General features: G+C 62.0%; 17 protein-coding genes and 1 tRNA gene. 9 read left to right on the top strand and 9 right to left on the bottom strand.

Annotated elements, in window-relative coordinates; translation table 11 throughout:
• Window position 1: 1 nt before the first annotated feature.
• From hrpA to LDN70_RS13330, 3 genes are all read right to left on the bottom strand, one after another.
• Complete coding sequence (gene hrpA / locus LDN70_RS13340; RefSeq protein ID WP_223940522.1) at window positions 2-3,949, bottom strand: ATP-dependent RNA helicase HrpA; 3,948 nt, start codon at window positions 3,947-3,949, stop codon at window positions 2-4.
• A 13-nt stretch (window positions 3,950-3,962) separates the two neighbouring features.
• Window positions 3,963-4,955, bottom strand: a complete 993-nt coding sequence (locus LDN70_RS13335; RefSeq protein ID WP_142938612.1) for a helix-turn-helix transcriptional regulator — start codon at window positions 4,953-4,955, stop codon at window positions 3,963-3,965.
• 152 nt (window positions 4,956-5,107) lie between these two features.
• Window positions 5,108-5,278 (bottom strand): hypothetical protein, encoded by a 171-nt coding sequence (locus LDN70_RS13330; protein WP_165450181.1) that lies wholly within the window; start codon window positions 5,276-5,278, stop codon window positions 5,108-5,110.
• Window positions 5,279-5,359: 81 nt separating this feature from the next.
• Here LDN70_RS13330 and LDN70_RS13325 point away from each other — a divergent pair, with 81 nt between their 5' ends.
• Window positions 5,360-6,328, top strand: a complete 969-nt coding sequence (locus LDN70_RS13325) for a GlxA family transcriptional regulator (protein ID WP_223940521.1) — start codon at window positions 5,360-5,362, stop codon at window positions 6,326-6,328.
• A 63-nt stretch (window positions 6,329-6,391) separates the two neighbouring features.
• Here the strand turns inward: LDN70_RS13325 and LDN70_RS13320 are convergent, their stop codons facing one another.
• From LDN70_RS13320 to LDN70_RS13295, 6 genes are all read right to left on the bottom strand, one after another.
• On the bottom strand, window positions 6,392-6,694 hold the full coding sequence (locus LDN70_RS13320) for a protealysin inhibitor emfourin (protein WP_142938614.1): 303 nt from the start codon (window positions 6,692-6,694) through the stop codon (window positions 6,392-6,394).
• A gap of 82 nt (window positions 6,695-6,776) precedes the next feature.
• Window positions 6,777-7,820, bottom strand: a complete 1,044-nt coding sequence (locus LDN70_RS13315; RefSeq protein ID WP_223940520.1) for a M4 family metallopeptidase — start codon at window positions 7,818-7,820, stop codon at window positions 6,777-6,779.
• A 154-nt stretch (window positions 7,821-7,974) separates the two neighbouring features.
• Window positions 7,975-8,047 (bottom strand) — tRNA-Arg (locus LDN70_RS13310).
• 108 nt (window positions 8,048-8,155) lie between these two features.
• The gene (locus LDN70_RS13305) at window positions 8,156-9,658 is read right to left on the bottom strand and encodes an FAD-dependent oxidoreductase (RefSeq protein WP_223940519.1); all 1,503 of its coding nucleotides are present in this window, start codon (window positions 9,656-9,658) and stop codon (window positions 8,156-8,158) included.
• On the bottom strand, window positions 9,655-10,527 hold the full coding sequence (locus LDN70_RS13300; protein ID WP_223940518.1) for an FAD:protein FMN transferase: 873 nt from the start codon (window positions 10,525-10,527) through the stop codon (window positions 9,655-9,657). Before LDN70_RS13300 ends, LDN70_RS13305 begins: the two co-directional genes overlap by 4 nt.
• A 5-nt stretch (window positions 10,528-10,532) precedes the next feature.
• Window positions 10,533-11,027 carry an FMN-binding protein gene (locus LDN70_RS13295; protein WP_223940517.1) on the bottom strand — a complete coding sequence of 165 codons (495 nt, stop codon included), beginning with the start codon at window positions 11,025-11,027 and terminating at the stop codon, window positions 10,533-10,535.
• Between the two features lie 233 nt (window positions 11,028-11,260).
• On the opposite strand from LDN70_RS13295, the gene argS reads away from it, so the two are divergent.
• The 8 genes from argS to prmC all read left to right on the top strand — a co-directional run bounded on the left by argS (window position 11,261) and on the right by prmC (window position 22,498).
• Window positions 11,261-12,925, top strand: coding sequence for an arginine--tRNA ligase (gene argS, locus LDN70_RS13290; protein ID WP_166840188.1), 1,665 nt, complete (start codon window positions 11,261-11,263; stop codon window positions 12,923-12,925).
• Between the two features lie 4 nt (window positions 12,926-12,929).
• Window positions 12,930-14,402, top strand: a complete 1,473-nt coding sequence (lysA, locus tag LDN70_RS13285) for a diaminopimelate decarboxylase (protein WP_166840189.1) — start codon at window positions 12,930-12,932, stop codon at window positions 14,400-14,402.
• Entirely contained in the window at window positions 14,395-15,711 is a 1,317-nt protein-coding gene (locus LDN70_RS13280) for a homoserine dehydrogenase (RefSeq protein ID WP_142938620.1), read from the top strand. The genes lysA and LDN70_RS13280 overlap by 8 nt, the downstream gene beginning before the upstream one ends.
• Complete coding sequence (thrC, locus tag LDN70_RS13275; RefSeq protein WP_223940516.1) at window positions 15,712-16,815, top strand: threonine synthase; 1,104 nt, start codon at window positions 15,712-15,714, stop codon at window positions 16,813-16,815. It begins immediately after the preceding gene.
• 2 nt (window positions 16,816-16,817) lie between these two features.
• Window positions 16,818-17,792 (top strand): homoserine kinase, encoded by a 975-nt coding sequence (thrB, locus tag LDN70_RS13270; RefSeq protein WP_166840193.1) that lies wholly within the window; start codon window positions 16,818-16,820, stop codon window positions 17,790-17,792.
• Between the two features lie 304 nt (window positions 17,793-18,096).
• Window positions 18,097-20,235, top strand: coding sequence for a transcription termination factor Rho (gene rho / locus LDN70_RS13265; RefSeq protein WP_223940515.1), 2,139 nt, complete (start codon window positions 18,097-18,099; stop codon window positions 20,233-20,235).
• Window positions 20,236-20,487: 252 nt separating this feature from the next.
• Complete coding sequence (prfA, locus tag LDN70_RS13260; RefSeq protein WP_166840197.1) at window positions 20,488-21,561, top strand: peptide chain release factor 1; 1,074 nt, start codon at window positions 20,488-20,490, stop codon at window positions 21,559-21,561.
• Window positions 21,562-21,625: 64 nt separating this feature from the next.
• Complete coding sequence (prmC, locus tag LDN70_RS13255; RefSeq protein WP_223940514.1) at window positions 21,626-22,498, top strand: peptide chain release factor N(5)-glutamine methyltransferase; 873 nt, start codon at window positions 21,626-21,628, stop codon at window positions 22,496-22,498.
• Window positions 22,499-22,506: the final 8 nt, after the last annotated feature.

Genomic DNA, 22,506 nt, shown 5'->3' with positions numbered 1-22,506 from the left:
GCTATACCGGCGCGAGTGCTTGGTTCAGTGCCGTGCGGATTCGCTTCTCCGACACGGAGTAGGCCGTGCCAAGTTCAACCGCGAAGAGGCTCACCCGCAGTTCTTCGATCATCCAGCGCACACGTGTTAACTCCGGGCCGGCGCCGCGCCCTGGAAGCAGAGCCGATACGGCGTCGTCGTAGTCATCCTCCAACGCCTGTACCACTGCCGTGTTCAGGCCGTCACGCTGGACGTTGCCCGGGAGCTTTTCCAGCCGCTTCTCGATTGCCTGAAGGTACCGCGGGAGTTGGCTGAGCTGCGCATAGCCCGTCTGTGCCACAAAGCCCGGGAACACCAGCTGCTCCAGTTGGCTCTTCATGTCATTGAGGGCGCTGATCAGATGCAGGCTGGTGTTGGACTTCAGCTGCTTCTGGATGCGGCGGGTACTGGCCAGGACACGTTCGACGACGGCCGTCACCGTGAACACGGTATCGATCAGTTCTGCACGGACTACCTCGTACAACGCATCGAACGATTTCTTGTCCCACGGCAGATCCTGCGGAACCAGTTTGTCGATGGCCGCCAGTGCGCAGTCCGCGATGAGTGCGCTCACGGATCCATGCGGGTTCTGGCTAAACGTCAGCTTCTCCGTATTACTGAGGTGCTCCAGCACGTAACGGTCCGGTGGCGGGATCCGCAAGGCAAGCAATCGGATGACGCCGCCACGCATGGCGGCTTCCTGCTCCGGCCGGGTCTGAAATACCCGCAGTGCCACGGATTTTCCTTCGTCCACTATCGCCGGGAAGCCGGTGACGGCATGGCCCTTGACCGTCCGTGTAACCTGGCGCTCCACCGTGCCGAACTCCCACATGGTGATGCCGCCGCGTTCGGCAATAATTCCATCGCCTGCCGGCGTTGCGCCCGGGGCTGGCGTTCGACCGTTGGGTGCGCCCGACGTGCCGGTTCCCTTGCCGCCTTTGGCGCGTGACGTCGTCGCGGGTGTGGCGCCGAGCGATTCGGCGATGGCGCGGCGCGTTGCCGGCGCCAGCTTCTCCTGGAGTTCAGCAAGGTTCTTTCCTTCGTCAAGCACCTTGCCCTTGCTGTCCACCACCTTGAAGCTAACCCGTAGGTGCGGCGGTACGGCATCCCAGTTCCACGAACCTGGAGGAATGACGTGTCCGCGGAGCCGGCGAAGAACAAGTTCCAAGGATGGCTCAAGTTCGTCGGTGGCGGGATCAAAGTCGGCTTCCAGCGCTGCGGTTGCCTGCCGTGCAACGTCCGGGGCAGGCACAAAGTTCTTCCGTACCTGTTTGGGTAGTGACTTGATCAGCGCCGTGACCAGTTCCACCCGTTGCCCGGGAATTTGCCAGCGGAACGGGGCGTCGTCCAGTTGGTTCAGGAACAGCACCGGGACTTCAGCCGTGACACCGTCAGATGGGTTGGGGGCCGAGCCTGGCGCCACGGGATGGAACTCGTAGCTCAACGGCAGGTCGAAGCCCTTGTGCAGCCAGCTCTTCGGATACGCGGAGTCGTCCAGTGCTTCGGCGTCTTCGCTCATGAGTAAGGATTGGTCGAAGTCCAGGAGATCGGGATCTGACTGCCGGGCATCCTTCCACCACTTATCAAAGTGCCTCTCGGAAACTACGTCCTTGCCGACGCGGGCGTCATAAAACTCGAAGAGTGTCTGGTCGTCCACCAGAATGTCCCGGCGCCGCATGCGGGTTTCGAGTTCTTCGATCTCCTGGAGCAGGGCCCGGTTCCGGTGGAAGAACTTATGGTGTGTCTTCCACTCGCCCTCCACCAGGGCATGGCGGATGAACAATTCGCGCGACAACTCGGGATCGACGCGCCCGTAGTTGATGCGACGGTTGGGAATGATGGGTACGCCGTACAGCGTCACTTTCTCGTGAGCCATGACAGCGCCCTGCCGTGATGACCAATGCGGTTCGCTGTAGGACCGCTTCACCAGATCCGGGGCTACCTGTTCAGCCCACAGGGGATCGAACTTGGCGGCGACGCGCGCCCAGAGGCGGCTTGTCTCCACCAGCTCAGCGGCCATCACGAAGGTGGGTGATTTCTTGAACAGCGCTGAGCCGGGGAAGATCGCAAAACGGCTTCCGCGGGCACCGGCGTATTCACGCTTGCGCTCATCAAGGAGGCCGATGTGGCTCAGCAACCCGGAGAGCAGGCTGATGTGGATGCCCTCGTAGTTGCCCACGGGATCTGCTTCGCGCTTATTGTCCAGCGCGATGCCGAGGGGTTTGGCCATTTGCCGGAGCTGGGTAAAGAGGTCCTGCCACTCCCGGACGCGCAGGTAGTTGATGAACTCGTTGCGGCACAGTTTGCGGAACTGGGTGGAGGAGAGCTCGCGCTGCTTTTCCTGGATGTAGTTCCACAAATTGAGGAAGCCGGTGAAGTCCGAGAGCTCGTCACGGAAACGAGCATGCTTCTCCGCAGCCAGCTGTTGCTTGTCCGTCGGCCGTTCCCGGGGGTCCTGGATGGTCAGGGCAGCCGCCAGGATCATCACCTCGCGCACACAACACCGCTTGCCCGCCTCCACGATCATCCGGCCCAGCCGTGGATCCACCGGCAGTTGGGCCAATTTCTGCCCGACGGCGGTCAGTCCACTGCCGCTGCGACCGTTGCCGGGCGCGTTACCGGACTTGGGCGAGGTCAAGGCGCCGAGTTCGCGCAGGAGAGTGACGCCGTCGTTGATGGCCCGCGAGTCCGGTGGTTCCACAAACGGGAAGTTTTCAACGTCCTTGGGACCGCGGGCAACTCCCATGGCGGTCATCTGCAGGATGACGGCCGCGAGGTTGGTCCGGAGGATCTCCGGGTCCGTAAACAAAGGACGCGACTCGAAGTCCTCTTCGGAGTACAAACGGATGGCAATGCCCTCCGAGACGCGGCCACAGCGGCCCGAGCGCTGATTGGCAGAAGCCTGGGAAACACGCTCGATGGGGAGCCTTTGTACTTTGGTCCGGTGTGAATAGCGCGAGATGCGGGCGGTTCCGGTATCTATCACGTACTTGATGCCGGGAACGGTCAGGGACGTCTCGGCCACGTTGGTAGCCAGGATGATGCGACGTTTTCCGCCGGGATTGAACACCCGGTGCTGCTCCTGCAGGCTCAAACGGGCAAAGAGCGGCAGGACTTCCGTCCCGGCAAGTCGCCTGTTTGTTTGGATACGGCCGTTGATCGCCTCAGCGGCGTCCCGGATTTCGCGCTCGCCGGAGAAGAAGATGAGGATGTCCCCGGGCGCTTCCTTAGCGAGCTCGTCCACAGCGTCGCACACAGCGTCCAAGGGATCGCGGTCCTCTTCGAGTTCGTCGTCCGAGGTATCTTCTTCTCCACCGGCCGGCTGGGACAAAGGCCGGTACCGGATCTCCACCGGATAAGTTCGTCCGGAGACTTCGATGACCGGCGCTGGATCATCCTCACTGCCGAAGTGCCTGGCGAACCTTTGGGGATCAATGGTTGCCGAGGTGATGATGACCTTGAGGTCCGGGCGCTGGGGGAGGATGCGCTTGAGGTAGCCCAGGATGAAGTCGATGTTGAGGCTGCGCTCGTGGGCTTCGTCAATGATGATGGTGCTGTATTTCCGGAGCAGTTTGTCCCGCTGAATCTCGGCGAGGAGGATGCCATCAGTCATCAGCTTGATCTTGGTGGATGAGCTGACCTCACCGGTGAACCTGACCTGGAAGCCCACCTCCTGGCCAATCTCTACGTCCAGTTCAGAGGCGATGCGCTCGGCCACCGTCCGGGCTGCGAGTCGGCGTGGCTGGGTATGCCCGATCAGGCCTTTGTCTCCAAGGCCCAGTTCGAGGCACATTTTGGGGATCTGTGTGGTCTTGCCCGAACCGGTCTCACCGGCAATGATGGTCACCTGGTTTGCGGAGATGGCCGCCATCAGATCCTCGCGGCGCTCGGATACGGGCAGCTCTGCGGGGTAGGAAATATGAAGTGTCATGGCTGCTGCCAGTCTACTGTGGCTGGGCTCCCGCGTCCGCTGTGTCCGTCACAGTCCCGGCTGCAGCACTGAGACGGTGCGAAAGTTCCATGGCGTAGGACTTGAATTCAGCAGGCTCGAGGATCTCGAAGTCAACATCGAGTGCTGCAAGATACGCCGCCGGGGCTGCGAGGTTGTCCCATCCGGACCGCAGGATGGTGGCTTTGGGTCCGTCGGACGCCAGTGTTGCGTACTGGGAATTTACGACGGCGGCAATCTCGGCCAGGGGCGCGCGGAGCCGCACCACGACGTCGAACCTGTACGGCGAACGGGTGATGGACTGCTGCACGTAGGCGGCGAGGTCCTCCGCGGGCAGCGGACGTGGAGTGTATTTCTTGCGTTCCGATGGCAGCGAAGCAAGACGGTCCGCCCGGAAGGTTCTCCAGTCCTCCCGTTCGACGTCCCACGCCACCAGATACCATCGCCGGCCGGTGTCCACCAACCTGTAGGGCTCCACCAGCCTTCGTGCGGATTCGCCGCCGGACGTGACGTACTCAAAGGAGATTTGCCGTCTGTCCGATATTGCGGCGGAGACGACGGTCAGTTGTTGAGGATCAACAGTTCCTGCATTGCTGGGAAGGGTAGTGACGGCGGCCTTCAGCATGGCGAACTTGGGACGCAGCCTGGACGGCAGGACCTGTTCCAGCTTCGCCAACGCGCGGACGGAGGCCTCACCAATGCCGGCTACGGGGCCAGCAGCCACAGAGTTCAATCCCAAGGCCACCGCCAGGGCTTCATTGTCATCCAGGAGCAGAGGCGGGAGCTGCGCACCTGCACCAAGTTGATAGCCACCCGCGATTCCCGGGGATGCGTGAATGGGATACCCGAGATTGCGCAGTTTGTCGATATCGCGGCGGACGGTCCGTTCGGTCACGCCCATCCGATCAGCGAGTGCCGGGCCCGTCCATTCCCGACGCACCTGCAACAGTGACAGCAGCTGGAGGAGCCGGGCAGAGGTTTGGATCATGCAAGTGAATCTAGCTCATGTCCGCGTAAAACCTTGGTGGGATTGGGACCGCGTAGGGACGCCCGTCGATCGAAGAATCCTGCAGAATTCCGTGGACGGACGGGCGTCGGTTTGAGTGGCTTTGGTGGACCTTGCAGTCGCTTGGCATGCCCCTAGTAGATGCGGGGGTTCCAGTACGGGCTGCTCGGAGAGTCGAAGGCGCTCCAGGGTTCCTTTGAGTTGATGGGCGGGTTGTGCCCGAGTCCATCCTTTAGCAGGGCTGAAACGGTAGCTGCTACGGCGGTGATGAGGACGATGAAGAGGATGATTCCGAAGATTTCCATGCCTCAAGCCTGCTCCTGAGGATGGACAAGAAACAGTGGCAGAAATGCCCCAAATAGATAAATTTCTGCCACACTGGAGATATGTTGAAATCAGTGGCTGTGATGGTGGTACCCAACTTCTCGGTCTTCGAATTCGGTACGGCCTTCGAGGTCTTCGGCATCGACCGATCTGACCGTGGGGCCGGGGTGCCGGCCTTCGATTTCCGGGTGGTGACACCGGAACCGGGTGACGTCCGTATGAAGTCCGGCCTGTCCCTTCATGTGAACCTCGGCCTCGAAGCAGCGGCCGATGCAGACCTCGTCATCATGGCGCCGTTTGGCCGGGACCAGGACGTCCCCGAGTCCGTCATGGAGGCGTTGCGGGCAGCACATGCCAGGGGCGCGTGGGTGATGTCCATTTGTTCGGGCGCCTACGCGCTTGCCCGTGCCGGTTTGTTGGACGGGCGCCGGTGCACCACTCACTGGCATTATTCTCAGGATCTGGCCAGCCGGTACCCGTCTGCGATCGTGGATGAGAATGTCCTCTATGTGCAGGACGGGACCATCATCACCAGCGCCGGGACGGCCGCCGGAATCGACGCCTGCCTCCATCTTGTCCGCGAGGAGCTGGGAGCCAATGTGGCCGCCGCAATTGCACGCGACATGGTGGTACCGCCACACCGCGACGGCGGCCAGGCCCAGTTCATCGACAGGCCCATGCCCCGTTGCGGTTCCGCGCCCATGGAGGAGCTGCTTCGCTGGATGGTTGAACACCTCGACCAAGAGCACAGTGTGAACGAACTGGCGGCCCGACTCCACATGTCTCCCAGGACGTTCGCCCGCCGTTTCCGGGCGGAAACCGGAGCGACCCCGGCAGCGTGGCTGAACTCGCAACGCGTGCTGCGTGCGCAGGAACTGTTGGAAACCACTGAATTGAACATCGACGAAATCGCCAGGGAAGCAGGGTTCGGACATTCAGTGCTGCTCCGCCACCACTTCACAAAGGTGCTGGACACAAGTCCGCAAAGTTATCGTCGTGCATTCCGTGGGCAGTTGGCAGAAGCCATCTGAGTCAGCTGGGCAGATGTTCGCAGCTTTGCCGGGTGGACGCCCGCTCCAGCGGGGGCAGCGGCTTTAACGACGGCTACCTAAACGACCCCGTGACTCTGATCCTTCAGCCTTGGCGCATTCGACCAATTCCTGCCAAGGGCCGGTAACAGCACGTTCCGGGAGGGTGGCACGGCGTTGGCCTGCCCTGATGGAGTACATGAAGCGGTCCGGCTCGTTGGCCGCTTGCGCCTGGCTTTTGGCCTCATCCCATGGGCAAGCCTCCACGATCGGGACCCATCGATTCTTGTCATCAGGGGAGACTGCGTCCACGCTCCAGATGCGGGTCAGCGCTGCGATTCCCCCACTGCGTTGGACGGTGATCTTCATGACCGGCTGCTTCTCGTTCGGTTGATCCTTAGTTAGCCGACCGGCAGGGACCGAAGGAAAGACATCCGGTCCCGCCACCTGACTAAACCTTGACCTTCACAGTCTCCCACGCCTTCAGGACGGCGTCATGCTCCGCTGAACCGGAGCCGAAGAGTTCCTCTGCCGTGGCCACAGTGGTCTTGGCAAACTTTCCGAACGTGCACGTCGCTGGAAGGCTTCCGCTGGTCAGCGTGCCGTACCAGATCTGGCCCGGCGCTTCCCACGCATTGCCACCAATTTCAGAGGCCACCACATAGAAAGCCTTGTTGGGGATGCCGGAGTTGATATGGACTCCGCCATTGTCAGCACTGGTCCGTACGTATGTATCCATGGAGTCCGGCTGGGGATCCTTGCCGAGAACGTCGTCGTTGTAAGCAGTGCCCGGTGCTTTCAGGGAACGCAGGGCATCGCCTTGAACCTGGTCCGTGAAGAGGCCCTCCCCGATGAGCCAACTAGCCTGCTCTACCGACTCCTTCTTCAGGTATTGCTCCACGAGGACGCCGAAGACATCAGACATGGACTCGTTGAGTGCGCCAGCCTGATTCCGGTAGGCCAGATTGGCCGTGTATTGGGTAACTCCGTGCGCGAGTTCGTGGCCGATGACGCTAAGGGACTTGGTGAAGCGCTGAAAGATCTGCCCATCGCCGTCGCCAAACACCATTTGGGAGCCATCCCAGAAGGCGTTGTCATAGAGCTTCCCGTAATGGACGGTGGCGTCCAGGGCCAGCCCGGCATCATCAATGGAGTCCCTGCCGAAAATCTCGCCATACAAGCGATGCGTGCTCCCCAGGCCGTCGTAGGCCTCGTCGGCTGCCACGTCCCCGACAGGTGCCGCACCTTCCTTCCGGACTACGCGTCCGGGCAAAGTTTCCAAAGACTCAGCATCGTAAATGGTCCGTTTGGCAGGGCCGGGCTTGGCTTGGCGTGCGCTGGGGGGAGCGGCGGGGATGGGGGCTGTGCGGATGGCCTGCAAGTCTTTGATGTGAAGCAGGGACTCTTTTGCTGCCCTGGCCACGGCGCGCAGCCGTGGCTCGTTCTGGGCGGCTAACTTGCGAAGCATGTACGGAGGGACGATGGAGCACATCATGGCTAACCCCTTTGGCTATCGGTATGACCAACTGAATTCAGCCTAGGAGTAGGGGCAGACATTATTGCGGCACAGGACCGGCAAGCCCCGAACTGATAGTGAGTATCCGGCACACGAAAATACCCCGCCAGCTTTGCTGGCGGGGTATTCGTTGTGCCCTCGATAGGATTCGAACCTACGGCCTTCTGCTCCGGAGGCAGACGCTCTATCCCCTGAGCTACGAGGGCATCCAGGGTTCCCTCCGTTGCCGGTGGGACGTCCTAGAGCTTAGCAGCCACTGAGCCGCAAATGAAAACCCGGCGCCAAGCCGGCGAGCCCGGCCGGAACCTTGCCCATCAGTAGCCTGCGAACGAGTCCACGTGGACCCGCCGGGCTCCTGCACCACGTGCCGCAGCGCGCAGGGAATCCACGCTCGCCGGAGACCCGGATACAAACACTTCCCGTTCCCCAATGTCCGGAACCAGCTCCTTAAGGCGCGGGGCGTCGATCCTGGAGGCGCCGGCGTCGACCATGAACTCCGGGGGAGTGGACCCGTCCGCAAGCCGGGCTATTACCTTGGCGCCCGATGCTTCCAGTTGTTCCACGCTGGCCAGCTCATGGCGCCCCTTCGCGAGATACAGCACCACGGTGTCGCGCGCGGCGTCCTTGGCCGCCAGCTGCGACAGGAAAGGGGTAATGCCGATTCCCGCAGCGATGAGCAACACCGGCTTCCCGGCGTCGTTCGGCAGAACAAAGTCCCCACCCACGGCCGTTGCGGAGATACGGTCCCCGGGCCGAAGCGCAAACAGTGCCTTCTTCGCCGTAGAAAGGGGCTCCGCCGTGCCCACGCCAAACGTTATTTCGGTGGCGCCGGGCGGGCTGGTGATGCTGAAGACGCGACGACGCCCCTTACCATCAGAGCCTGCATGCGGGAGGTTGAGCTCCATGAACTGCCCTGCGGCAAAGCGCACCGGCCTGTGCGCCTCGAACCTGAATTCAGTACTTGCCGGGGTGAGGGGGCGCGAACCTTTGAACGTCAGTTGGATGCCACCTCGTTGTCCCAGGAAGAACGCCATGAGGTTGCCCACCAACAGTGCCAGTTCCGGGGAGTTGGCAATGAAACCAAAGTTATAAGGCACCGCAAAAACAACACCCACGACGGCGGCCAACGCCAGCTGCTGCCAACGACGGGGAGGCAGGGTGAGGGGCTCCGAGAGCATGAAGCCCACAAAAAACAGCAAGGGCCGTTGCGCCAGGGACTGCCACAGGGCCTGGCCCAACGTCATATTGCGGCCGAGCAGTTCCACCGTGATGATGCTTGTGGCAGCCACCAGGAAAACGGTGGCCATGAGCAATTTTCGTGTGCGGTACAGGACAAGCAGGACCCCGGGTACCAGGAGCCAGAGCATGGCCGGCGTCGCGGCCCACCATGTGGCGATGTTCAGCCCGGTCAGACCCGTGATGAACGCACCCACCGCGGCCGGGTTGAAGATGTGCCGGCCACGGAACGCCAGGGCATACTTGGAGACGCTGGCCAGCACGCAAGCCAAAGCAACCCCCGCCATGTCCATCACCCCAAAAGCGGGCCAAAACAGGAAGTACAGCAGCAGCCCGGTGATCAGCGAGGACTCCGTGTGCGGTTTGACCCCGAAGAGCAAGGCAAGCAGCCGGCTGGACGCGTAGGTCACACCCAGGCAAAGCACAAGGTGTACCGCCATCTCCGGAAGCCCGAAGGTCAACCATCCCAGGATGTTCAGGACCATGCTGTAAACAACCAGTACGCCCAGCACCCAGAGAATCAGGCGGTACATGGTGAAGTGGCCCAACCAGGTGTCCAGGCGCGACTTAGCGGCAATCATGTGAACAGTCTCCCCTCAAAACCGTGCGAAAACGCGGCAGCACCATTCGATGACACCGAAAGCCATGAGAAATCAAATTCGACCTCCAGCCGAGGCGGTTCAAGCATGAACAATGCCGTAGCAAGTCCGTCCGCAACCAGGGCGCTTTCAGCCATGGTCCATGTAGCCACAGTGGTGTGTATGGGCTCGCCCGTACTTCCATCCAGGACATGGTGGAGACCGTCACCCCACGTGCGCCGGTTGGAGGCGGAGGCGCACAGCGCGGAATTGTGCAGCTCCACCGTTCCTATGGCCTGCCGGGGGTTATAGGGATGTTCCAAAGCAACGGTGACCGGATGGTCACCGGAGTGCAGCATGTCGCCGCTTCCATCCACCAGGAAATCGCTCTGTCCCTGTGCTCGCAGGGCTGCGCCCAGCAGGTCAACGAGCTGGCCCTTCCCGGCTGCTCCGACGTCCAAAACCACCGGTTCTTTCGCGGCCAGGTCCGTGCCTGTCCAATCGAGGACGTCTTCCCACCGCGGCGGAGCGAGGGGGAGTCCTGACGGAACAAGCGCATAACCGGCGTCGTAACCCAGTCGCTCCAAGCTGCTCCCGATAAGTGGCGTCATGGCACCATCGCTGAGGCGGTACAGCACGGAATAGAGCTTCTGGAGGGCTACTGCATGATCCGGCAGCGTGATGATGCCCGGGCCATGGGACAGGATGGACACCAATGAATCCGGCCTGAACCGGGACCACGCCTTGTCGTACTCCGCAACAATCTCCAGCAGTTCGCTGCGGATCGCGGGTGCCAAACGGTCCGGCGTCGAGATTTCCCACTGCGTACCGATCCCTTCGAAGCGGAAAGTGCTCCAGCCAGGGTGCGGCATGGCCCCTACTTGGCCTGGGACTTGATCTGTTCCACGGCCTCGTTGAAGCCGCCGGACGTCAGAGAAGAGCCAGCGACCTTGGAGACATTGAGGTCGTCGATGTCCTTGCCCACGATCTGCGCGGCGATTCCGCTGGCAAATTCGCCTTGGAACTTCTTGGTATTCGGGTTGGACGGGTGGACCGTGATGTTGACCGCAGAAACCTTATCCGAGGCAAGCGTCAGTTCAACACCCACCTTTTCCTGACCATTGGGCGAGGTGTACGTGCCGTCGGAGGTGTAGGTTCCGTCCTTATAGGTGGATCCCCCGGTGGAGGCTACAGCCGTTGATGACGACGTACCTGCAGGTGTTGGGCTGCCTGTCGCGGCCTGACCGCCATCCTGTGTGGCCGGTGTACTGCTGGTGGGGGCTTCGGTTGTGGGGGCGCATGCCGCGGCCGTTCCGATGATGGAGAGGCCGGCGAAACCAACGTAGAGGCTCTTGCGGAGTGGCGTAGTCATGGGTCTGCTCGTTTCAACTGGACAAGAATTCGTCAATGGTCATTTTCGTCAGAGGTGCTTCTACTACGGTGATGGCCAACAAGGCCACCTCCTACGTGTTCACAACGTCGGATTCAGCGTAATGGTTCACCCTGTGCTGCCAGATAGCCATTCCTGTGAACGGGCTTTGTCCCACTATCCACATACGGCAGCCTCAATTCCGTGACTCTGCGGGCCCCCGGTAGGCTAGAAGCGTGACTCCCGAAGAACTCTCTGCTGCCATATCCGCCTGCCTTAAGGACGCCGTCGCTACCGGCGAAATCGCCTTGACGGAATCTGCCGTGCCCGACGCCGTGCGAGTGGAGCGACCCAAGAACCGGGAGCACGGAGACTGGGCCACCAACATCGCCCTGCAACTCTCCAAGCAGGCCGGTATGAACCCCCGTGAATTCGCAGCAGTCCTCAGCAACCATTTGCAGGGCATTCCCGGTGTTACGGGAGTGGAGATTGCCGGTCCGGGCTTCCTGAACATCACCGTAGACGCTGCCACAGCCGGTGCACTCGCCAAGGCCATTGTTGAAGCCGGGGCCAGCTACGGCACCAACAAGGCGCTCGCCGGCAGGGTGGTCAATATGGAGTTCGTTTCTGCGAATCCCACCGGCCCGCTCCACATCGGACACACGCGCTGGGCGGCTCTTGGCGACGCCATTGCCCGCGTCCTGCGCGCCTCCGGTGCCGACGTCACCGCCGAGTACTACATCAACGACGCCGGTTCGCAGATGAACGTGTTCGCGAACTCGGTCCTTTCCCGCCTTCATGGCCGTGGCGTACCGGAGGGTGGCTACCCCGGCGAGTACATCCGCGAACTGGGCGACGAAGTACTGAAAGCCCACCCAGGCATCCGCGAACTGACGGACGAGGCGGCACTGCCCGTCATCCGCGCCGCAGCCTACGAGGCCCAGATGGCTGACATTAAGGCCACGCTGGCTGAATTCGGTGTTGCGTTCGACGTCTTCTTCTCGGAGAAGGAACTGCACGACGCCGGTGCGATCGAATCTGCCGTCGCCCGGCTTCGCGAACAGGGCCACGTATTCGACGACGGCGGGGCCGTATGGTTGCGCACCACCGATTTCGGCGACGACAAAGACCGCGTGATGATCCGTGCCAACGGCGAACCCACCTACTTTGCAGCGGACGCCGCGTACTACCTCTCCAAGAAGGACCGCGGGTTTACGGAGAAGATTTACCTTCTCGGCGCGGACCACCACGGTTACATCAACCGTCTGAAGGCGATTGCAGCCTGCGCGGGCGATGATCCCGAGGTGAACATCGAGGTCCTCATCGGCCAGCTTGTGTCCGTGAATGGTGCCAAACTGTCCAAGCGCGCCGGTAACATCATCGAGCTCAAGGACCTCATCTCATGGCTCGGGAAGGACGCTGTCCGCTACTCGCTCGCTCGTTTCCCGGCTGACTCGCCCCTGACGTTGGATCCCGAACTGTTGAAGAAGCACAGCAACGAGAACCCCGTGTTCTACGTGCAGTACGCCCACGCCCGGTCGCGTGGTACGGCCCGCAATGCTGCCGAGGCCGGGGTGGAACGCCAGGTTGACGGAGTGGACGCCTTTGACGCATCACTTCTGGACCACGCCACCGAAAACGAGTTGCTCTCCTATCTGGGCAGCTACCCGTCCATCGTGGCGAAGGCCGCCGAACTGCGTGAACCGCACCGTGTGGCGCGCCACCTTGAGGTCATTGCCGGCGCTTATCACCGCTGGTACGACGCTTGCCGCGTCTCGCCGCAGGGTGAGGAACCCGTGCTCGACGTCAACCGCACACGTCTGTGGTTGAACGACGCCACCAGCCAGGTCCTCGCCAACGGACTCGAACTGCTGGGCGTTTCTGCGCCGGAACGGATGTAGGGAAATGAACACAGACACTGCACATGCTTCTCCGCTCGCGCCCGGGTGGTTGGCTGTTCCCGAAGACCTCAACGCCTTGCAAGCACCTATGTGGGCGGCTGGGGTTGGGAAGAACGACGCCGGCGAGGTCACCATTGACGGCGTGTCCGTTAGCGAACTCAAGGAACAGTACGGAACCCCGCTGTTCGTCATGAGTGAATCGGACTTCCGCTCCCGTGCACGTGCGTTCAAGGACGCCTTTGATGCCGCCTTCGCGGACATTTGCGGGGGAGTGGACGTCTACTACGCGGGGAAGTCGTTCCTGTGCACTGCAGTGGCCCGCTGGGTGGCTGAAGAAGGCCTTCGCCTGGACACTTGTTCGGGCGGCGAGTTGGCTGTGGCGGCACGTGCTGGTATTGAAGGTCCCAACCTTGGCCTGCACGGCAACAACAAGTCCGACGCCGAGATCAACCGTGCCCTGGATATGAAGCTTGGCCGGATCGTGGTGGACAGCCTCGATGAACTTGAGCGCGTTGCCAAGATCGCTTCCAGCCGCGGCGAGACTGCCAAGGTCATGCTGCGGCTTACCCCCGGCGTGCACGCCCACACCCACGAGTTCATTGCCACGGCCCACGAAGACCAGAAGTTCGGCCTTTCCATGGCCGAGGATTCCACCGAGGAAGCCGGCCTGTCCGCAGCCGAAGAGGCAGTAGCCGCAGCAACCTCATACGCCAGCATCGAGCTGCTTGGCCTGCACTGCCACATCGGTTCGCAGATCTTCGAGCCCGATGGCTTTGCTGTTGCAGCGGAGAAGCTTTTGGGCTTCCTTGCCGCGATGCAGGCCAAGTACTCCATCGTCATGCCCGAACTGGATCTCGGCGGTGGCTACGGGATCGCTTACACCCCCGTGGACACGCCCCGCCCGGCAGCGGAAATCGCGCAGGCAATGGCCGACGTCGTCCGCGCCAAGTGCGCCGAGCTGGACATCACGCCACCGCGTATCTCCATAGAACCCGGACGTGCCATTGTGGGCAGCACAACCTTCACGCTCTATGAAGTCGGCACGCTCAAAACGGTCCGGGTTGACGCCCCTGAGGGCGAAGAAGGGCAAGAGAACGTTACGTATCCGCGCCGCTATGTGTCGGTGGACGGCGGAATGAGCGACAACGCCCGTCCGGTGCTGTACGACGCGGATTATTCGGCAATTCTGGCCTCCCGGAACTCTTCGGCGGCTCCGCAACTGTCCCGCGTAGTGGGCAAACATTGCGAGAGCGGCGACATAGTTGTTAGAGATGTATATCTGCCCGCGGATGTGGCAGCCGGTGATTTGCTCGCAGTACCGGGTACCGGCGCCTACTGCTGGGCCCTCTCCAGCAACTACAACTACCTGGCCCGGCCTGGCGTTGTCGCTGTACGCGACGGAGCCGCCCGGCTGATTGTCCGCGGGGAAACCGAAGAAGATCTCTTGAACCGCGACATGGGAGTGGCGAATGTCTGAAATGCGAACCTTGAAGGTGGCCCTGCTGGGCTGTGGCAACGTTGGGGCCCAGGTTGCGCGGATTCTGATTGATGACGCCGAGGCCCTCGCCGCACGCAGCGGCGCCCGCCTGGAACTCTCCGGCATCGCCGTCCGCAATGTCGACGCGCCGCGTGAGGTCGAACTGCCGCGTGAACTGTTCACCACCGACGCCGATACCTTGGTCAAGGACGCTGACCTGGTCATCGAACTCATGGGCGGCATAGAGCCTGCACGCTCTCTGATCCTGACGGCCATCCAGAACGGCGCATGCGTCGTTACCGGCAACAAGGCCTTGCTCGCCCAGGATGGCCCCACTCTTTACGAAGAGGCTGATAAGGCCGGAGTCCAGCTGTCCTACGAGGCCGCCGTAGCGGGAGCGATTCCCATTCTGCGCCCTATCCGTGACTCCTTGTCCGGAGACCGCATTACCCGCGTCCTCGGAATCGTCAACGGCACCACCAACTTCATCCTTGACCAGATGGACAGCACCGGCGCACAGTTCGCCGATGCCCTCGCCGAAGCACAGCGTCTTGGCTACGCGGAAGCGGACCCCACTGCCGACGTCGAAGGCCACGACGCTGCAGCGAAGGCGGCGATTCTTGCGTCGTTGTCGTTCCACACCCGCTTCTCCTTGGACGATGTGTACTGCGAAGGCATCACCAAGGTCAGCGCTGCCGACATCGCATCGGCCAAGGAAGCCGGCTTTGTGATCAAACTGCTCGCCATTGCCGAGAAGATCGATTCATCGGATAACGGCAGCGGGATTTCCGTGCGGGTTCACCCCACCCTCCTGCCGCGTGAACACCCGCTGGCAGCTGTCCGTGGTGCGTTCAACGCTGTGTTCATCGAGGCCGAGAACGCAGGCGAACTGATGTTCTATGGCCAGGGCGCCGGTGGGACTCCCACTGCATCTGCCGTGCTGGGGGACCTCGTGTCCGCTGCACGTCGTCTGGTCCTGGGCGGCCCCGGGCGCACTGAGACCACCACGGGCCACGTTCCGGCGTTGGCCATCGATGCCTCCACCACGAGTTACTACATCGGCCTGGATGTCGCTGACCAGGCCGGCGTGCTGGCCCGGATTGCCCACATCTTTGCCGAGAACGGCGTTTCCATCGAAACCATGCGCCAAACGATCCACCGCGACTCTGCCTCGAACGTTGAGTCAGCCGAGCTGAAAATCGTGACGCACCGTGCGTCCGAAGCTGCACTAGCGGCAACCGTCGAGGCCGTCAAAGGCCTGGACGTCATCAATTCTGTAACATCCGTACTTCGGGTAGAAGGGGTCTAAGTGGCTCACCAATGGCGCGGAGTAATCCGCGAATACGCTGATCGTTTGCCTGTAACGGAAGCCACCAAGGTCATCACCCTCGGCGAGGGCGGCACGCCGCTTGTCCACGCGCAGAAGCTTTCCGAGCTGACCGGCTCAGAGGTGTACCTGAAGGTCGAAGGAATGAACCCTACGGGTTCCTTCAAGGACCGCGGCATGACCATGGCCATGACCGCTGCCGTCGAAGCCGGTGCAAAGGCTGTAGTTTGCGCTTCCACCGGCAACACGTCCGCCTCGGCTGCGGCCTACGCCACTGCGGCAGGCCTCAAATGCGCTGTGCTGGTACCCGAAGGCAAGATCTCCATGGGCAAGCTGAGCCAGGCCATCGCCCACGGTGCCACGCTGCTCCAGGTGGACGGCAACTTCGATAACTGCCTGGATATCGCTAGAAAACTCGGCGAGTCCTACCCCGTATTCTTGGTGAACTCCGTCAACCCAGCGCGTATCCAGGGCCAGAAGACCGGCGCCTTCGAGGTAGTGGACAGCTTGGGCGACGCCCCTGACATCCACGTGCTCCCCGTGGGCAACGCCGGCAACATCACGGCCTACTGGAAGGGCTATAAGGAATACTCCGCGCCCTTCGAGACCGCCAATGGAACACTTCCGGCTGTTTCCTCCAAGACGCCAGTCATGTGGGGCTTCCAAGCCGCAGGTGCCGCGCCGTTCGTTGCAGGCCACCCCATTACCGAGCCCGACACGATCGCCACCGCCATCCGCATCGGCAACCCGGCCTCGTGGGAAACCGCCGTTGCGGCCCGTGACGAATCCGGTGGACTGATCGAGGCCGTCACCGATGACGAGATCCTGGCGGCTCACCGCTGGCTTTCGGCAAAGGAAGGCGTTTTCGTTGAACCCGGCTCCGCTGCCGGTGTCGCGGGCTTGATCAAGAAGCATGCCGCAGGCGAGGTTCCGTCGGGCAAAACCATCGTCATCACGGTTACCGGACACGGACTCAAGGACCCGCAGTGGGCCCTCCGCACCGAAGACGGCAGCGATGTGCAGCCCGTCAAGGTGCCGAACGACGTCGTCACCGTTGCCACAGAACTGGGACTGGAAGAAAACTAAGAGTGGAATCAATGCAGCCCACCGCGACCGATCGTGCACTCGTCGCGGCAGGCCAGCGGCTGACCGTCAAGGTCCCTGGTACGAGTGCCAACCTGGGCCCCGGTTACGACAGCCTCGGTTTGGCCCTGTCCATCTACGACACCTTGACGGTGGAAACCCTCAGCACCGGGGAGCTTGAGTTTGAGCTCTCCGGTGAGGGCGCTGAGACTCTCCCACGTGATGCAAGTCACTTGGTTGTGCGCGCTATTGACCTTGCCTTGGATCGCCTTGGCTACCAGCGATCGGGCCTGAAGATCATTGCGGATAACGTCAACCCTCATGGCAGGGGGCTGGGATCTTCAGCCTCGGCTGTAGTAGCCGCGGTTACTGCCGCCAATGCGCTGGTCCCTTCGGAATCCCGGCAGGACCGTGACTGGATCCTGCAGCTGACAAGCGAGATGGAAGGGCATCCGGACAACGTCGCACCCGCGATTTTCGGCGGACTGGCGCTGTCATGGCAGGACAGCGAGCAGTACAGCAGCACGCGCGCTGACGTCGCGTCGTCGGTTATTCCTGTAGTGGCAGTCCCGGACTACGAGCTCGCTACTGAAACTGCGCGCGGTCTACTCCCCGCATCGGTTGGTCACCACGCGGCGGCCATGAATTCCGGGCGGGCGGCCTTGCTGATCCATGCGCTCACTGCGGATCCCGCTTTGCTGCTCCCGGGAACGGAGGACTACCTCCACCAGAGCTACCGGGCACAGGCCATGCGGCCCAGCGCCGACCTCCTTGCAGCCCTCCGTGGTGCGGGCCATGCGGCCGTTGTTTCCGGCGCTGGTCCCACAGTGATGGTGCTGGCTAATGGTGCTGACCAAGCCGCTGCGGTTGTTGAATTCATTGAAGCGTTCACGGCGGTCAACACACCCGACGTCAGTTGGCGCGTGATGACGCTGGCTGTGGACGTTCAAGGTGCTAGAGTGGAAGTGCACCGCCGGTAAAGCCGCGGGCAGTTCCCTGATTTTGGATCTCGGTGTTTTGCCGTACCTTTCGTCAACTGTGCCAACGTCGGTGGTGTCGTCTCTTTCCGGCCTGTCTCAGGTGCCGCAGAAATCTCTCTGTTCCCTGAACGCACGCCGGCTGTCCGGGCAACTGGATCCAGTGATGACGATCAGTATCCGGCCCTGTTGGCCATAATCCATCAGGCACGGCCCAAGTCACCGGCTGCAGATCTGAACTGCAGCCCAGAACAAATCATCGCGTCCAGCTCTCGCTCTGGACGCCGTCGAGGGGGAAGGATCCTTCGTGACAGAAACCACTGAGCTGGCTTCAGCTGTGGACACAACATCTTCTGCTGCTGATTCGTCAACTGCAGCAACCACCAAGAGCAGCGGCCTTGCAGGCCTTAAGCTCGCCCAGCTTCAGGCTCTTGCGAGCCAACTGGGCATTTCCGGGGGATCCCGCATGCGCAAGGGGGACTTGGTCACGGCCATTTCTGCACATCGTGCCGGAACGTCCACCACCAAGGCGCCCGCCAAGGCCACGGCCAAGGCAACTGCGGCCAAGGAAACACCGGCTGCAGAGCCAAAAGCTTCCAAGGAAACCAGCGCGCCTGCCGCGGTGGCTGAGGAAGCCCCTGCCCAGGAAGCACCGCGGGGCCGCGGTCGTGGCCGCAGCCGCCGTGCCACCAGCGACGGAGTCGTAGCAGCTGCTGAGGCCGCTGCTGCCCCGGTCGAGGCAACAGCCGCACCCGAAGCTGACGCTCCGGTGGTCGTCGAGACCGCTGAGGCCGCTACGGAGCGCCGTCAGCCACGCACCCGTAACCGGCGCCGCGGCGAAGCTGCCGCCGCGCCTGCCGAAGCAGCAGAAGCACCCGCAGCCGAGCAGCGTGCCGATCGTTCGGAGCAGCGTGAGCAGCGTGCCGATCGTTCGGAGCAGCGTGAGCAGCGTGCCGATCGTTCGGAGCAGCGTGAGCAGCGCGCCGACCGTTCGGAGCAGCGCGAACAGTCCGATTCGGGCGACCAGCGCGGCGAGCGTCGCGACAACACCCGCGGTCGCCGTGACGACAACAACGACGGCGACGATACCGGCAACCGCCGTAACCGTCGCAACCGTCGTGACCGCAACGAGCAGAACGACCGGAGCGACCGTAGCGATCGTCGTGGGGGTCAGGACAGCCGTGACGGCAATACCCGCAGCGACCGTTTCCGTGACCGCAATGAACGCCGCCGTGGTCGCGCGCAGGGACCGGACGTCGACGACGTCGAAGTAACCGAAGACGACGTCCTGCTGCCTGTCGCCGGCATCCTGGACGTACTGGAGAACTACGCGTTCATCCGTACATCCGGCTACCTGCCCGGTGCAAACGACGTCTACGTATCCTTGGCTCAGGTCAAGAAGTACAACCTTCGCAAGGGCGACGCCGTCGTCGGTGCCATCCGCGCACCGCGTGACGGTGAGGACCGCAGTCAGCAGTCCGCCCGCCAGAAGTTCAATGCGCTGGTTCGCGTCACTTCCGTCAATGGCAAGACGCCCGAAGAGCTCAAGGATCGCGTCGAGTTCGCCAAGCTTGTGCCGCTGTACCCGTCCGAGCGTCTGCGTCTCGAAACCGACCCCAAGAAGATTGGCCCGCGAGTCATCGACCTCGTGGCACCGATCGGCAAGGGCCAGCGTGGCTTGATCGTCTCCCCGCCGAAGGCCGGCAAGACGCTCATCCTTCAGTCCATCGCAAATGCAATCACCACCAACAACCCTGAGGTTCACCTCATGATGGTTCTGGTTGACGAGCGACCCGAAGAAGTCACGGACATGCAGCGGACCGTCAAGGGCGAGGTCATTGCCTCCACTTTCGATCGTCCCGCCGACGACCACACCACCGTTGCCGAGCTCTCCATTGAACGTGCCAAGCGTCTCGTGGAAATGGGCATGGACGTGGTGGTTCTGCTGGACTCCATGACCCGCCTGGGCCGTGCCTACAACCTGGCAGCACCGGCCTCCGGCCGCATCCTGTCCGGCGGTGTCGATTCTGCAGCACTGTACCCGCCGAAGCGCTTCTTCGGTGCAGCCCGCAACATCGAAAACGGTGGCTCGCTCACCATCCTTGCAACCGCACTCGTCGAGACCGGTTCCAAGATGGACGAGGTCATCTTCGAAGAGTTCAAGGGCACCGGCAACATGGAGCTCCGCCTTTCCCGCCAGTTGGCAGACAAGCGCATCTTCCCGGCCGTGGACGTCAATGCGTCCGGTACTCGCCGTGAAGAGAACCTGCTCTCCCCTGAAGAGGTCAAGATCATGTGGAAGCTGCGCCGCGTCCTTTCGGGCCTGGAGCAGCAGCAGAGCCTTGAGCTGCTGACCAACAAGATCCGGGAGACGCAGAGCAACGTCGAGTTCCTCATGCAGGTTCAGAAGACGACGCTCGGAGCGAAGTCGGACAACGACAAATAGCGTTATCTGGGGTGGGGCCGTCGAGTAATTTTGCCGGCCCCGCCCCTTCGCGTTGCTGCTGACATACTGCGTACGTCAGCAGCAACGCTACGACAGGCCCGATGCCACTCCGGGCCGGCAAAATTACTCGACGGCGGTCAGGTCACCTTGAGCGTTGCCGTCACCTTCGCTGGCCGGCTTATTTGAGCGGTTGGTCGTTAAGTCACCAATCGTCGCAACTAGACTTGTCTGCGAGTCGAAAGAGGTTTGAAAATGTTTGAGTCCGTACAGGGATTGCTTGATGAGCATGCTGCTATTCAGGCGCAGTTGAGTGATCCTGCTGTTTATGCCGATCAGTCTGCTGCCAGGAAGTTGGGGCGGCGGTCAGCTCAGCTTCAGGGCATTGTGGAGGCGTACAACAAGTGGCGCGGGCTCAACGATGACCTGGAAGCTGCCAAAGAGATGGCTGACGAGGATCCCGAATTCGCTGCCGAAGTGGAGCAGCTGGAGGAACAGATCCCCGCCGCACAAGAGCGGCTGCGTCGTCTGCTGATCCCGCGTGATCCGGACGACGCCCGCAACGTCATCCTTGAAGTGAAGGGTGGCGAAGGCGGCGACGAAGCTGCATTGTTCGCCGGCGACCTTCTGCGCATGTACATGCGTTATGCGGAGTCGCGCGGCTGGAAGACCGAAATGATTTCCGCCACTGAATCCGATCTGGGTGGCTATAAGGACGTTGCAGTTGCCATCAAGGGCAACTCCAACGATCCTGCGCAGGGCGTTTTTGCCCGTTTGAAGTTTGAAGGCGGCGTCCACCGAGTGCAGCGCGTACCCGTCACGGAGTCGCAGGGCCGCATTCACACTTCGGCCGCCGGCGTGCTGGTGCTTCCCGAAGTTGATGAGCCCGAAGAACTCGAGATCAGCCAGAACGACCTCAAGATTGACGTTTACCGTTCATCCGGGCCCGGTGGCCAGTCCGTGAACACCACCGACTCCGCTGTACGCATTACTCACTTGCCTACGGGCATCGTTGTAGCAATGCAGAACGAAAAGTCGCAGCTGCAGAACCGCGAAGCCGGCATGCGCGTTCTCCGCGCCCGCCTCCTGGCCCACCAGCAGGAACAGATTGACGCCGCCAACTCGGAACAGCGCAAGTCGCAGATCCGCACCATGGACCGTTCCGAGCGCATCCGTACGTACAACTTCCCGGAAAACCGTATTGCTGACCACCGAACCGGCTACAAGGCCTACAACCTTGATGCCGTCATGAACGGTGATCTTGAACCAGTGATCCAGTCAGCCATTGAAGCTGACGAGCAGGCACGCCTGGACGCAATCGGCGAGTAACGACCTGCCGATCAGAGCAGCGCCGAACAACCACAGCGCCGAACAACCACAGCAGAGTACATCCATGACGTTTCACCAAGGCCAAAGCCTCGCGGACGCTGTCCGCGAGGCTACTGCTGTCCTGTCCGACGCCGGCGTACCCAGCCCGCGTGTGGATGCCGAGTTGCTTGCCGATCACCTACTGGGCGTCGGCCTTGGTCGTCTCCGTGCCCTGTTGCTCGGCGACACTCCCGCTCCCGAAGGTTACCGGGAACTGGTGGAGGAACGCGCGGGACGCGTCCCCCTCCAGCACATCACCGGCGTCGCATATTTCCGGCACCTGGCGTTGCGGGTGGGTCCGGGCGTTTTCATTCCGCGTCCCGAAACGGAGTCAGTTGTTCAGTTGGTCATCGACCACCTCTCAGGACTGCAAAGTCCCAAGGTGGTGGATCTTGGCACAGGATCAGGTGCGATCGCCGGCTCCATCGCCTACGAAATCCCAGGCGCTGAAGTGCATGCGGTGGAATTCAGCACGCTCGCGCAAGCCTGGGCTGCCAGAAACCTCGAACCGCTGGGCGTGGTACTTATTGAAGGCGACTTACGGGATGCCCTTCCCGAGCACAACGGAACCTTCGACGTCGTCGTATCCAATCCGCCGTACATTCCGGCCGAAGCGATCCCCACAGAGCCTGAAGTTGCACTGCACGATCCACCAGAGGCGCTTTACGGCGGGGGAGCGGACGGCATGGTACTTCCGACCGCGGCAGCTGCCTCAGCGGCCCGTCTCCTCAGGCCCGGTGGCTATTTTGTGATGGAGCACGCGGAAGTCCAGGCTGCATGGATCTGCCGGATGCTGCAAAGAACCGGACGTTGGAACAACGTCACCACGCACTACGACCTGAACGGCAAGGAACGTGCCACCAGCGCGATCCTGGCAAGCCTGTCTCCTGATGAGTGAAAGAATGG

Source organism: Arthrobacter sp. StoSoilB22 (assembly GCF_019977315.1).
Classification (GTDB): domain Bacteria; phylum Actinomycetota; class Actinomycetes; order Actinomycetales; family Micrococcaceae; genus Arthrobacter.
This window is presented reverse-complemented; position numbering and strand designations above follow the sequence as displayed.

Excerpts from the sequence above, each read along its gene's own strand:
- hrpA (WP_223940522.1), bottom strand. The coding sequence starts at position 3,949 with ATGACACTTCATATTTCCTACCCCGCAGAGCTGCCCGTATCCGAGCGC.
- LDN70_RS13335 (WP_142938612.1), bottom strand. The coding sequence starts at position 4,955 with ATGATCCAAACCTCTGCCCGGCTCCTCCAGCTGCTGTCACTGTTGCAG.
- lysA (WP_166840189.1), top strand. The coding sequence starts at position 12,930 with ATGAACACAGACACTGCACATGCTTCTCCGCTCGCGCCCGGGTGGTTG.
- LDN70_RS13325 (WP_223940521.1), top strand. The coding sequence starts at position 5,360 with ATGTTGAAATCAGTGGCTGTGATGGTGGTACCCAACTTCTCGGTCTTC.
- LDN70_RS13330 (WP_165450181.1), bottom strand. The coding sequence starts at position 5,278 with ATGGAAATCTTCGGAATCATCCTCTTCATCGTCCTCATCACCGCCGTA.
- prmC (WP_223940514.1), top strand. The coding sequence starts at position 21,626 with ATGACGTTTCACCAAGGCCAAAGCCTCGCGGACGCTGTCCGCGAGGCT.
- LDN70_RS13295 (WP_223940517.1), bottom strand. The coding sequence starts at position 11,027 with ATGACTACGCCACTCCGCAAGAGCCTCTACGTTGGTTTCGCCGGCCTC.
- LDN70_RS13305 (WP_223940519.1), bottom strand. The coding sequence starts at position 9,658 with ATGATTGCCGCTAAGTCGCGCCTGGACACCTGGTTGGGCCACTTCACC.
- LDN70_RS13320 (WP_142938614.1), bottom strand. The coding sequence starts at position 6,694 with ATGAAGATCACCGTCCAACGCAGTGGGGGAATCGCAGCGCTGACCCGC.
- LDN70_RS13315 (WP_223940520.1), bottom strand. The coding sequence starts at position 7,820 with ATGATGTGCTCCATCGTCCCTCCGTACATGCTTCGCAAGTTAGCCGCC.
- LDN70_RS13280 (WP_142938620.1), top strand. The coding sequence starts at position 14,395 with ATGTCTGAAATGCGAACCTTGAAGGTGGCCCTGCTGGGCTGTGGCAAC.
- LDN70_RS13300 (WP_223940518.1), bottom strand. The coding sequence starts at position 10,527 with ATGCCGCACCCTGGCTGGAGCACTTTCCGCTTCGAAGGGATCGGTACG.
- prfA (WP_166840197.1), top strand. The coding sequence starts at position 20,488 with ATGTTTGAGTCCGTACAGGGATTGCTTGATGAGCATGCTGCTATTCAG.